Consider the following 12,363-nt stretch of genomic DNA (forward strand, 5'->3'; position numbering starts at 1 on the left):
GGGAACTCATCTTACAAAGCTCAGCCTGTCTTCAAAATCTCCGACCATCCCATGTTGCGATCAGGTTTAATAATGGCCGGCGGCAACGCCGCCTGGCAAGGAAAACCAACATTGGAAGGTAGGGAAGATGGTGTGCTGACCGCCTATGAAATATCCCAAATGAATTTATCTAATACAGAATTAGTAGTGTTGTCGGCCTGCGAAACTGGCTTAGGAGATATTCAAGGAAACGAAGGCGTTTATGGATTGCAACGCGCCTTTAAAATCGGCGGGGCAAAATATCTGATCATGAGTTTATGGCAGGTGCCGGATAAACAAACGTCTTTATTGATGACTACTTTTTACAAGAAATGGCTGGAGGAAAAAATGTCCATTCCGGATGCATTTCATGCAGCGCAAAAGCAATTGCGGGATGGAGGATTGGAACCGTATTATTGGGCGGGTTTTGTGTTGGTGGAGTAGACAGAAAATTGTTAATTTTTAATGGTTAATTGTAAATTAATTATTAAGCACGTAGATTTTAATATTTAATTCACTAGTATGAAAAAATTAATTTGTCTTTTTGGATTTCTTTTAAACTTCGCTTCTATAATATCCGCCCAAGTGAGTGATTCTATAATCATAAAACAGATAGATAGTCTAATAAATATATCGAATGAATTCACAACATTAAAAGATTTTGAAAAAGCACTTGAAGTTAATAGTGTAGCTGAAAACATTGCTATTAAAAACCTAGGGCCAGAGTCAGCATCTTACGGAAGATGCTGTTTTATGAAAGGAAGAATAAATTATTATATGGGGAACTATAAGGAAGCTGAAAAATGGATTTTAGCATCTTTAGACATCACAGAAAAAAATTTTAGTAAGAAAAGTTTGAATTATTTAAATTATGCACTTTCTCTTGCAACACTTTATGAAAAAATTGGTAAGTACAAGAAGGCGGAATCAATCTATCTGGAAATAATAACACTTCACGATTCATTGTCAGGGTCAGAGAATGATGATTTTATCGAAACTACTTTTCGGTTAGGAAAACTCTACCACTCTATGGGAGAATTCATGAAGTCAGATACACTAGAAACAAAGGCAAAAAAATATTGGGAAGCAAAATATGGTAAGCTTCATCGCTACTATATAAAAGCAGTTACATCACTTGGGTATTTGTACACAGAAATGGAGCGTTATGAAGATGCTGAGCTTTTATCCTTAGAAGCCTTGTCCTTAAAAGAAAAACAGAAGGTAAAAGGACTCAATCCTATGGTTGGAGTTTGGTGAATGTTGGGTTATTGTATCGCAGTATGGGTCGACTTGACGATGCGGAAAAATTCTATAAAGAAGCCCAATTTGTTTTTGAAATTTGTGTTGGTAAAGAAGATGTTGATTATGGAAAAGCCACAGCTAATCTTGGTATTGTATATTCTGAGAAAGGGCACTATGATTTAGCTGAATTATATTTTACCAAATCACTAGCTATATTTGAAAAAGCTTATGGGACTGAACATCCAATAACTACATATGCACATTCTGTCATCGCAAGTCTCTATGAGCGCATGGGACTATTAGAAAGGTCCAAAAATTATCGACTACGCATTCAAACACAAAATATCAAGAACCTTGGAGTAAGTCACAAGGATGTTGCAAAGATTTATTTTGACATTGGTAGAGTATATCGTAGTATGGGCAATCTGGATTCTGCGAAATATTATCTAGACCTAGCCATCCCAATTTTTGAAAAAGTTTAGGTAAAAAAAGTATCGAATATGCTAAATGCTTAACTAATTTGTCATTTATATTCAGTTTGAAGTCAGACACACTTACTTCACAAAAATTACTCCTCGAAGCTAAACAAATATTTGAAAGTCATCCACTAGGCTGTAGTGACTGTTATTTTTCTACACTCTTGACCTTAGGAAAAAACTTTCAATTTCAGAATAAATTTGATTTGGCCGAAAATTATTTTGTGGAAGCTAATTTGTTTTTAGAAAGAGAATTGAGGGACTATAACGAACATTATCCTGAACTACTCTTAGCGTTAGCAAATCTTGAAATTGCAAAGGATTCAATACATATGGCGGTTCCTTTTTTACAAAAATTAATTCTCGTAATGAAAGGTAAACTGGAGCTTGCAACTCGCCATATGTCAGACTTTGAATTAAACTCGTTTTTAAGAATTATTTCCTCGCATAATGATGCTCTTTATTCATTTTTAACTGATTTTCCTGATGCATCTTTAATTCAGTCAGCCTATGATTATACTTTGTTTATCAAAGGTTATTTATTGCATAATGCCTTAAGATTAAAAAGTTTGGCTCAATCAGATTCAACCACCGCAGGATTATATGAAAGATATCTATATTGTAACAGAATGTTAGCAAGAGATTATGCAAATCCTTATAAGCAAAGAAATAATACAAATGAGTGGGAAATGAAATCCGATTCTATTGAAAAAAAGCTTGCACGTATTTTTGTTGAACACACAGATGCTATACGACAAATAAATGTACAAGAAATTCAGCAAAAACTCGAAGCTGATGAAGTAGCTGTGGAGTTTATAACCTTTCAATACAGTGGCAATAAGTCATCAGAAACTAATATGTATGCCGCTTTATTACTTAATATTAGTGATACTACTCCGCATTTTATCCTGCTGTGCGAAGAAAAGGAAATTTACCAATTATTAAATTCATTTTCCGCTCGAAAAATGGATTACGTCGCAAATCTCTATCAACCTGCTGATGGACGTGGCGCCTTACCCATTAATGAAAATTCCAAATCTCTTTACGATTTAATCTGGAAGCCTCTTGAACCCTACTTGAAAGGAGTCAAAACCACTTACTTCTCTCCAAGTGGATTACTCCACCGGATAAATCAAAATGCAATTCTAATTTCTAAGGAGATAGATAATCATACTTTACTTTCAGATAAATATAATTTAGTTCAATTGGGAAGTACAAGACAAATAGTATTTAAAAACTTTGATGAAAATTTAAAACCAATCAGTGCTTCCATCTATGGAGGCATTAACTTTGAAATGGATTCTATGGAGATGATGGAACACCTTCCAATTAGAGATAGTAGCATTGCTTCACTTCGTTCTGAACATACTTTTTATTATATAGATTCTACAGTCCGAGGAGGTAGTTGGCAATATCTCCTTGGCTCCGACCAAGAAACTACAGAAATTAATAAGATCTTTAGCAAGGCAAAAATCAAAAGTAATTTATATAATGGAAATGATGCCACGGAAGAATCTTTCAAGCAATTAGGGGACTACAAAAATGTATCTCCAAGGATACTTCATATCTCTACTCATGGTTTTTTCTTCCCTGACCCCAAAAGTGAAAATAGCAATTCACCATTTTCAATGAGTAGTCAGGAACCGATATTTAAAATAAGCGAGCACCCCATGATGAGGTCCGGATTAATTTTGGCTGGAGGAAACCACGCCTGGAAAACCGGGAAGCCTATTCGTCCTGACATGGAAGATGGCATCCTAACGGCATATGAAATATGTCAACTTAATTTAAGGAATACAGAATTAGTGGTGCTATCTGCTTGCGAAACGGGGCTCGGAGATTTACAGGGTAATGAAGGAGTCTATGGCTTGCAACGCGCTTTTAAAATTGCAGGCGCCAAAAATCTGATCATGTCCTTGTGGCAGGTACCCGATCAACAAACCAAAGAATTGATGACCTTATTCTATAAGTATTGGTTACTTAAGAAAAAGACAATTCGTCAAGCCTTGCAAATGGCGCAAAGGGAATTACGGAATAAAGGATTGGAGCCATTTTATTGGGCAGGATTTGTTCTTGTAGAATAAATTTAACTTTTGTTTTCATTCGTACTCTTCATTGTGGCAGGGTGCCTACGCTTTCGGTCTGCATGCTGACAAGCAGAGCTTCGTCAGCATTTGTATTGGCGGAGTAATTAGATATACTAACATCCTTCCTTCTTGTAGACAGTCATGAGGCATGTTGACCAACTAGGCTTCCTCAACATCTATGTTGGTAGTATAAAATAAACTATTTACCATTCTGTTCCAATTTATGGTATTTCAAAATATTTTGGCATTGCGAATTGAAATGGATAAGTCAATTCTCTGAAAGCATACCTTTTGAAATTAAAGCGGTATGGATCATTGAACAAGTAGCCCAATCTGTTGTTTCTTGCAAATAAACTAATTATGAAATATACTGCTCTTGTTTTCTTCTTTACTTTTTTATGTTCTTCAATCCATTCACAAACGATGCAAAGTATTTACGATTTTAAGGTTCAGACAATCGACGGAAAAGAATTTGATTTTGCTCAATTAAAAGGCAAAAAAGTCCTCATCGTAAATACTGCTTCAGAATGTGGATATACACCACAATACGCGGAATTAGAAGAGCTTTACAAGAAATTTGGTGGCGAAAAATTTACCATTTTGGGTTTTCCGGCAAATAATTTTGGTGGACAAGAACCCGGTACGAATGCAGAGATACAGCAATTTTGCAAGAAGAATTATGGGGTGAGTTTTCCCATGATGGCCAAAATTTCAGTTAAGGGTAAAGAAATGCATCCTTTGTATCAATGGCTTACCATGCAGGCAGAAAATGGTGTTCAGGATGCAGAAGTCAAATGGAATTTTCAGAAGTTTTTGATCGATGAAACGGGTAAATGGATCCGTGTAATATCTTATAAAGAGAGTCCATTGTCTGAGGAAATATTGGAATGGCTTTCTCAGTCTAATTAATAAATGGTTTGGTATTACTTGAAATAAAGTATCCCCGCATACTTTAAATGAATATCATTCCTCTTTTCATGAAAAGGATTAGTCCCCGCGGAATTTTATCCACATACTACTTTTACGGATTCTGCAAATTTGCAGTCCTTTTGTAAACAGTTTAAAATAGAGCAGCAACAGCAGGGCTACACTAATCGTCGATGATGATATTTCTTAGATAAATATTGCCGATTATAGGACGAGCATTGCATTCATTTTGACTGACTTGCACTACCTGCCATCTAAGTACTTGTGTAAAGAATGAAAGGGAACCATCTGCAAGTGAAAAATTCCGTCCCATTTTGTGCAATCAAATTATAACAGCAGGTTCCGGCATTTTGAAAATTGAACACAATTTTGTCGCAACCTTGCACTGGCATCATTTCATCTTGTAAAACGATTTAATAGTTATTCTTTGGATGGAATACTAGTCAGATTTTCTTGAGCGCCAAAGCATAAAAAATAAAAATCCCCCTATCCGAAAGAATAGAGGGAATTTTAGGTTTCGAGGTCGAGAGCGGATTCGAACCGCTGTAGAAGGTTTTGCAGACCTCTGCCTAGCCACTCGGCCACCCGACCCGTTAAGGGATGGCAAAGATAGAAAAGTCCAAAGTATAATCTATAAAGGAGTAAAAGATTTTTTGGAATTTGCAGGAAACTATGGTCTCAGGGGCTCAAAGCACCTGAATAAGGGCATTTTGGTTCCTGGATGAGTTGATGTCACTGGTGATGTTTTTACCTGCAGGCTGAATATCTTTGCGCTACAAGGCATGAGCATGAGAGAAAGCGATTATCTGGACTGTTTGGGGGATCATGAGCTGTTGATTCAATCTCCGGGCAGAATAAACCTGATTGGCGAACATACCGACTACAATAAGGGATATTGCCTTCCGGCAGCCATCAGACAATCTTTGTTCCTGGGAATCTCTGAGGCTCCTGCCATGAAATTCAGGGCACTGGATACAGGGGACGATTGGGGGTACGGAAATCAGCAAAGACCCCATTGGATGGTTTACCTTCAGGGTGTAATCGATTTTCTGGCAGCTCAAGGAATCAAGGTGCCACCGTTCGAAATGGAGTTTGGGGGAACACTACCTATGGGGGCCGGGCTTTCGTCTTCATCCTCCCTCACCTGCGGCTTTATTTTTGGAATCAACCAATTGATGTGCTTGGATCTTCCTACGGAAACCCTTACTGCATGGGCCGTTCAGGCAGAGCGCGCCTCCGGGCTGATGGGTGGCATGATGGATCAGATCAGCATTTTTAATGGCAGGAAAAAGGAGGCATTGCTGATTGATTGTTCGGATTGGTCATTCAAATACTACCCGGTCGACATCCCCGGTTTTAGCTGGCTGATTGCGGATACCGGAGTAAAGCATAAGTTGGTCGATTCAGATTACAACAACCGAAGCCTGGCTTGTACCGGGATATTGAGGACCATGCAGCTGAATGGTTTTGCCGGAGCGTCTATCAGCGAACTGCCCATTCATGAACTGTCTCAATGGGAAAGCCATTTGTCAGAAGAGGATTTTCCACTGCTGTCCTATGTCCTGGAAGAAAACAAACGGGTGTTGACTTTTGCAGAAAATCTTACGGCTCATCAGGTGAATGAATTGGGGCAACTTTTATTGGAAGGACATGCAGGGCTGAGGGATCAATACCGTGTGTCTTGTGCAGAGCTGGATTTTATGGTGGAATTTGCAGAACAATTTGAAGGCGTGATGGGAGCGAGGATGATGGGTGGAGGTTTTGGAGGCAGTACTTTGCATTTACTCAAGGAGGATGCAAAGCAGGATTATCAGCATGCCCTTTCGAAGGCCTATTTCAAAAAATTTGACAAGGAGGCAAAAATATTTGAAGCAGAATTGGAGGACGGCGTCCGTCGAATTCATTGATCGCTTGTCCGGAGTCCTTTTATTAACTTATTTTTGACCCTGCTCTTTCAGTTGCCATTCCATGAATTTTAAATCACAAATATTAATCTTAACTTTTTTCTTGCTGACATTTTGGTCAGCGGATGCAACCCCCTTGAAATTTCATTCAAATGAAAAAGAAAAAAGGGAAATTGAAAAGCTCATCCGACAACAGTTTCCGGATTGCAGGATTTCAGATTTTAAAAGTGAAGAGGGATTTAAATTTGTACTCGAAGTCAACATACTCCAAAAAGTAGATCATCATAATGCTGATTCGGAAAAATTTTATCAGAAAATTTATTTGTATCACAAGAGTCGGAAGAAACCAAATGTCCTGGTGACAGAAGGATATGCCATCCGTGACAATGTGTATGAACCTACGCGCATTTTTGATGCAAATCAGATTTCTGTTGAGTTTCGTTATTCGGGAAGCTCCACACCGAAGGTAATGGATTGGAAATTCCTGAAGCAGGAACAGGCCTTGCTTGATTTGAATGAAATTCAAAAACGCTTCTCAAAAATTTATAAAAATAAATGGATCAGTACCGGCATCTCAAAGGGTGGTACCACCTCAATTCTTTATTCACTCACATTTCCAAAAAATCTTTCAGCGGTGGTAGCTTATGTAGCGCCTTTTGCCCTGGCACAAGAGGATTTCAGAACCATCGATCATTACAGAAATAAAGTCAGCACCCCAGAATGCAGAGCAAAAGTTTTTGAATTCCAAAAGCAGATTTTTAATCATAGAGACGAGCTTAAATTATTGATCGATACTTTAGCAATTACGGAGCAGGTTGAATTTCCATTGGGCATCGAAAAAACTATTGAATATGCAGCTTTGGAATATCCATTCTCTTTTTGGCAATGGGGCTTTGGTTGTTCTGAAATTCCGGAATCGGCCGCGACTGCTAGAGAGATTTTTGAGCATTTGGAAGAAACAGTGGACATCAATTTATACGATGATAAAAATTGCGCGTACTACTTGCCTGCATATTATCAGAACATGACGGAATTAGGTTACTACAGTTTTGATACCGTGGGTTTAAGTACCTATTTGCTATACGAAAAAAATCCATCCAACCTTATATTTTGTCCAAAGGATGTCCCGATCATTTACGATTCTGCATACATGAAAATGATGAATGAAAAAGCCATTTATCAGGGCCGGCACATACTCTACATTTATGGTGAAATAGACACCTGGACTTCATGCGGAGTGGTCCCTGACAAAAATTTGGATGCAGCCAGATTTGAAATGAAAGGTGGCAATCACCGTACCAGAATCAGAAATTTTAGTGTGGAAGAAAAAACACAAATTTATCGGCTCTTACAACGCTGGACCCGCTTAAATACACGACCTTTACCTTTTTAAAGAAAAGCAATATGGAATTGATCAACGGAAAATACAGCATACAAAAAATAGATGCACTCGACCTGGTAAAGAAATATGAAACACCACTTTATGTGTACGACAGCGAAATCATCCGCAGACAACTGGACAGATTGAATACTGCATTTACAGTGAAACACCTTGGAATACATTTTGCCTGTAAAGCACTGAATAATATCAACATATTAAAACTTCTAAACCAATGGGGTGCGGGATTGGACACCGTTTCCATCCAGGAAATCTGGACCGGTCTCCAGGCGGGCTTCGATCCTTCCAAAATTATCTACACACCCAATTGTGTCAGTGTGGATGAAATTGAAATGGCTATTGGACTCGGCGTGCAGGTGAATATAGATCATATTGAGACATTGGAATACATAGGACAGCATTATCCAGAGGCTAAGATTTGCATTCGTATCAACCCGCATGTGATGGCAGGTGGAAACGAAAAAATCAGTGTGGGTCACATCGACTCTAAATTTGGAATTTCAATTTATCAAATGCCATTGGTAGAAAGATTGGTCAAAGCACTTAAACTTAAAATTAATGGTTTGCACATGCACACAGGATCTGACATTCTGGATCCCGGTGTATTCAGCCTGGCGTCGGATATTTTATTTGACATTGCGAGAAAATTTCCTGATCTGGAATTTTTGGATTTTGGCAGTGGATTGAAAGTACCTTACAAAGAAGATGATGTGTGTACAGATGTGGAAGAATTGGGAGAAATCTTATCCGATCGTTTCAATAATTTCTGTAAAGAATATGGAAGAGATCTTAAACTTTATTTTGAACCCGGAAAATATCTGGTTTCAGAATCCGGATTCTTTTTTGTGAAAACAAATGTTATCAAGCAAACACCCTCTACTGTGTTTGCTGGCGTGGACAGCGGGCAGAATCATTTGATTCGTCCTATGTTTTATGGCAGTTACCACCACATTCTGAATGTGTCAAATCCATTAGGAAAACCAAGAGTCTACAACATTGTGGGCTACATCTGTGAGACCGATACTTTTGCCAGCAATAGAGTGGTGAGTGAGATTCATCCCGGAGACATTCTTTGTTTTAAAAATGCAGGGGCCTATTGTTTTACGATGAGCTCTAATTACAATTCCAGATTCAAACCTGCTGAAGTATTGATTCACGAAGGGAAAGATTATCTGATCCGAAACCGCGACACCATGGAAGATTTGTTGAAAAATCAGATTGAAGTAGTTTAGCAACTTTCTTTCTCGGATTGTTTAAACTTGTTACACATTTATTCCCAATACTCGGTTGCTTCGAGCTCCCCACCGGTTGCTTCGAGCCTCCCGGCTTGAAGCTATGAAATCGGTTTCTTCGAGCTTCCCAGCTAGCAACGGTTTCTTCGAGCTTCCCAGCTTGAAGTTTTGAGTGGTTGCTTCGAGCTTCCCAGCTTGAAGCTTAGAATTTCACAAGAAGAACAGAGCTATTTTCTGATTTTCTTAAAACTCAGAAAATGTAAAATCGCCTCAATGTCCTCATAGCTCAACTTTTGGGCGATCCCGTGATTGTCTGCATCCGTGATGGAGAGTTTAGCTTTATAAGTGTCTAATTGCTGTTGAGAAAAATCAGGAATGCTGTCTTTTGATTTGCCAAAAATTCCATGACAGCCACTGCAATTTTCTTTATACAAATCTCTCCCATGTTTCCAGTAAGCGGTGAGATTTTTTTTACTTTCCTTAGAAATATTTTTGGGCAAAGGATAAGTGATGCGAGGCTTGCAGGAGAAGCTTATTGGCATCAGTATAGATGCCAAAAAAATATACTGCAGTATGAATCTTGATTTAATATTCACCACCAACTTTTCTTTTATTCAATGCTTTCACAGATGATAAAGGTAATTCTTTAGGAGGATCCCCCGGTTGAATTTTTTCGTCTAGCGATCTAAGAAAATGTATGAGTTGTTTTTTTTCTGTGACACTAAGGTGAAGAGAATCCGATTCAAGCGTTTGATTTTTTACAGGAAGTCCTTTACCTACACCTCCGCCTGCATCGTAAAATTCAATGACTTGTTCGAGGGTGCTCAACGATCCATTATGCATAAAAGGCGCTGTATGGGAGGTGTTGCGAAGATTTCCAGTTCTGAAAGCATGCAACATTTCTGAAACAGGGTGTACGGTGTATCGACCAGAATCCTGACTCAGCCCTGTGAAGTTGCTGTCTGCAGGAACTCCGATCACCTCAAACTCACTGCTGATGTAGGGGGGCTTGATCCCATTGAATTGTGGAGGAAAATGGCAGGTTGCACATTGCGCTTTTCCCATAAATAAATTGAATCCTTTGATGGCATCAGTTGAAATATTTGCCGCAGCATTGATCGACTGATCAAATGGTGCATCGGTATAACTGAATTGACTGTAATAAAGTATAATTGCGGAGGCGAGGTGTTCTAAAGTTGGTTTTTTGACACTGGTATATTTGGCTAGTGATTTTAGTTTTGTTTTGTAAGATTTACAACTCATTATTTTTTTCATCAGTTCGTCGGGAACACTGTTCATTTCATTGGGTTTGCTGATCACATCTCTGAACTGATTCAGTAGGGTATGGTGTTTTCCATCCAACATCATCAAGTGGTGATGAACCGCATTCACCAGCGTCGGAGTATTTCTTGCAAGTGAGTTGCGCGCATCAAATTGCAAAGCTGTTAGCCTGGAAGTATCCGTAAAATATTGTTGCGGGATGTGGCAGGAAGCGCAGGATCTGCGGTTGTTTCCGCTGAGCAGCGGATCATAAAACAATAATTTTCCCAAACCACGTATTTCATCCAACAATGAATCATTTTCGACGGGACGAAAGATGCCTTTTATGTCCTGAGCGGTATAAAGTTTTTTTTTAAAAATAGAAAGAGCCTTATTATTGAGTGAATAATCATTGTAATTTTTTGATCGGAAATTATTTTTTTGAATCGCCAATTGATTGAATCCAAAAAGTGGATTGACATAATCTTTGATAAAAATGTAGTGATCAAAATTTGAAAATTCATTTGTTTGATGTTCCACAAAACCAATTAGACCTGTATAAAGAGTTAAGTAATTTTGGGAGATGGAATATTTTGGATTACTCTGGTTGAAGGTGTTGTAAATTTTTGCTGTTTCATTCAACAAATGTTTTAACTCAACAATTATTTGTGCTGAATCCGGACACTCAAATCCTGTAGTGTAGATGGCTGTCAGATTCAACAGAAAAAGTCGGTTGGCGAAATAGAAATTTGCGGGATTATTAACCTCTGCAATCATGGAGTCAGTCAAGAAAGAGGGTATGGAAGCAAGGGCTGAATCCAGCAAGGCAATTAAATCAGTTTTTTGAAGTGACTCTTCACCGAGCTTATTTTCTGCAAGTATCAAGCCGGCACCTTCTCTTTTGTAAGGAGCTTCAAATTTTTCGAACACCTCGTTTTCCCACTCCACCGGAAGAGGACCATTTATTTTTCGGTAGGCGATCGGATCCAGGTATCGGAGCCAGAAGTCGCAAGATTTAAGTTGGAGGCGGGAGGAGTGTATCGATTTTAGAATCTGTTGGTTCTTTTCAGGATTTCTGGGGTCTGATTTTTTAATAATTTCAAGAGATTTCAGGATGGAGGATTGCAGCTGGCCAAGCCTATCCTGATAAAGCTGTTTGTAGGATGGGGCTGATAGATCCTTTGGTTGATTAAATCCTGCCAAAGAAATGGCCATGATTATCAGGACGGCAACCGGGTAGGCGAACTTTATTTTTTTCATCATGAAGTTTGCAAAGTTAGGATTTTCACAGCCAACATTTTGGCGGATGGTTGGCTGTTTTTTAAATTTAGAAGAGAGACCCGGGAACTGACAGTAATTAAATTTTTTAAATTAAAATATATTAAATTATTTATATATGTATAAAGTATTAAAAAACAAAATAATATATATTGTATATTTAACTTAATTGTTTTTTGTCAGATGTGTTATCAGTTGATTTGTCCGTGGTTGTGATTTTATCTTTTTAGTTCTTTCTTTTTGAGTACAAGTTTCACTATTTTTGACTTCGTAAAGGAAGATCCGGCATCTGGTAATTTGATAAAATGTTGGGATTGACAAAATCCTGTTTTTTCCAGATTTCTTATGTCGGTCAAAGCCAACCTGATAGTAGGCATGAATATGACCATATTCAAATGTTTGTACATTGGACTGAAACCTGTTTCGGTTGTTCAGTGGTTTGCTTTGCTTACTCCTCAAATCTTCGTTGCTCCCATTCACTTTTTTGACATATACCAGCAAGATTCTTTTTTGGATCTGGCTTCATTCATCCCACAAACT

General features: G+C 38.3%; 12 protein-coding genes and 1 tRNA gene. 8 read left to right on the forward strand and 5 right to left on the reverse strand.

What is annotated here, in order from left to right:
• Positions 1–51: 51 nt before the first annotated feature.
• From IPJ83_05020 to IPJ83_05040, 5 genes are all read left to right on the forward strand, one after another.
• Complete coding sequence (locus IPJ83_05020; protein ID MBK7879904.1) at positions 52–462, forward strand: CHAT domain-containing protein; 411 nt, start codon at positions 52–54, stop codon at positions 460–462.
• Positions 463–540: 78 nt separating this feature from the next.
• On the forward strand, positions 541–1,275 hold the full coding sequence (locus IPJ83_05025; protein MBK7879905.1) for a tetratricopeptide repeat protein: 735 nt from the start codon (positions 541–543) through the stop codon (positions 1,273–1,275).
• 23 nt (positions 1,276–1,298) lie between these two features.
• A complete protein-coding gene (locus tag IPJ83_05030) occupies positions 1,299–1,742 on the forward strand; it encodes a tetratricopeptide repeat protein (GenBank protein MBK7879906.1) in 444 nt (147 codons plus the stop codon).
• Between the two features lie 38 nt (positions 1,743–1,780).
• On the forward strand, positions 1,781–3,820 hold the full coding sequence (locus IPJ83_05035) for a CHAT domain-containing protein (GenBank protein MBK7879907.1): 2,040 nt from the start codon (positions 1,781–1,783) through the stop codon (positions 3,818–3,820).
• 363 nt (positions 3,821–4,183) lie between these two features.
• A complete protein-coding gene (locus IPJ83_05040) occupies positions 4,184–4,732 on the forward strand; it encodes a glutathione peroxidase (protein MBK7879908.1) in 549 nt (182 codons plus the stop codon).
• A gap of 181 nt (positions 4,733–4,913) precedes the next feature.
• Here IPJ83_05040 and IPJ83_05045 read toward each other — a convergent pair whose 3' ends face one another.
• Together IPJ83_05045 and IPJ83_05050 are read right to left on the reverse strand one after the other, a co-directional pair.
• Positions 4,914–5,063 (reverse strand): hypothetical protein, encoded by a 150-nt coding sequence (locus tag IPJ83_05045; protein ID MBK7879909.1) that lies wholly within the window; start codon positions 5,061–5,063, stop codon positions 4,914–4,916.
• Between the two features lie 207 nt (positions 5,064–5,270).
• Positions 5,271–5,341, reverse strand: a tRNA-Cys gene (locus tag IPJ83_05050).
• Positions 5,342–5,538: 197 nt separating this feature from the next.
• Between IPJ83_05050 and IPJ83_05055 the strand changes: the two genes are divergently transcribed.
• From IPJ83_05055 to lysA, 3 genes are all read left to right on the forward strand, one after another.
• On the forward strand, positions 5,539–6,657 hold the full coding sequence (locus tag IPJ83_05055) for a hypothetical protein (protein ID MBK7879910.1): 1,119 nt from the start codon (positions 5,539–5,541) through the stop codon (positions 6,655–6,657).
• Between the two features lie 61 nt (positions 6,658–6,718).
• Complete coding sequence (locus IPJ83_05060) at positions 6,719–8,047, forward strand: hypothetical protein (protein ID MBK7879911.1); 1,329 nt, start codon at positions 6,719–6,721, stop codon at positions 8,045–8,047.
• Between the two features lie 38 nt (positions 8,048–8,085).
• Positions 8,086–9,285, forward strand: a complete 1,200-nt coding sequence (gene lysA, locus IPJ83_05065) for a diaminopimelate decarboxylase (protein ID MBK7879912.1) — start codon at positions 8,086–8,088, stop codon at positions 9,283–9,285.
• 227 nt (positions 9,286–9,512) lie between these two features.
• Here the strand turns inward: lysA and IPJ83_05070 are convergent, their stop codons facing one another.
• The 3 genes from IPJ83_05070 to IPJ83_05080 form a co-directional block, all read right to left on the reverse strand.
• Positions 9,513–9,881: a c-type cytochrome gene (locus IPJ83_05070; protein ID MBK7879913.1), complete on the reverse strand. Its 369-nt coding sequence runs from the start codon at positions 9,879–9,881 to the stop codon at positions 9,513–9,515.
• On the reverse strand, positions 9,871–11,805 hold the full coding sequence (locus IPJ83_05075; protein ID MBK7879914.1) for a cytochrome C peroxidase: 1,935 nt from the start codon (positions 11,803–11,805) through the stop codon (positions 9,871–9,873). The genes IPJ83_05070 and IPJ83_05075 overlap by 11 nt, the downstream gene beginning before the upstream one ends.
• A 183-nt stretch (positions 11,806–11,988) precedes the next feature.
• Positions 11,989–12,324 (reverse strand): hypothetical protein, encoded by a 336-nt coding sequence (locus IPJ83_05080; protein MBK7879915.1) that lies wholly within the window; start codon positions 12,322–12,324, stop codon positions 11,989–11,991.
• Positions 12,325–12,363 lie beyond the last annotated feature (39 nt).

The organism is Candidatus Vicinibacter proximus (assembly GCA_016713905.1).
Classification (GTDB): Bacteria; Bacteroidota; Bacteroidia; order Chitinophagales; family Saprospiraceae; genus Vicinibacter; species Vicinibacter proximus.

Bases quoted from the DNA above. Each gene is read 5' to 3' on its own strand.
- IPJ83_05020 (MBK7879904.1), top strand. From the start codon at position 52: ATGTTGCGATCAGGTTTAATAATGGCCGGCGGCAACGCCGCCTGGCAA.
- IPJ83_05025 (MBK7879905.1), top strand. From the start codon at position 541: ATGAAAAAATTAATTTGTCTTTTTGGATTTCTTTTAAACTTCGCTTCT.
- IPJ83_05030 (MBK7879906.1), top strand. From the start codon at position 1,299: ATGGGTCGACTTGACGATGCGGAAAAATTCTATAAAGAAGCCCAATTT.
- IPJ83_05040 (MBK7879908.1), top strand. From the start codon at position 4,184: ATGAAATATACTGCTCTTGTTTTCTTCTTTACTTTTTTATGTTCTTCA.
- IPJ83_05045 (MBK7879909.1), bottom strand. From the start codon at position 5,063: ATGGGACGGAATTTTTCACTTGCAGATGGTTCCCTTTCATTCTTTACA.
- IPJ83_05055 (MBK7879910.1), top strand. From the start codon at position 5,539: ATGAGAGAAAGCGATTATCTGGACTGTTTGGGGGATCATGAGCTGTTG.
- IPJ83_05060 (MBK7879911.1), top strand. From the start codon at position 6,719: ATGAATTTTAAATCACAAATATTAATCTTAACTTTTTTCTTGCTGACA.
- IPJ83_05075 (MBK7879914.1), bottom strand. From the start codon at position 11,805: ATGAAAAAAATAAAGTTCGCCTACCCGGTTGCCGTCCTGATAATCATG.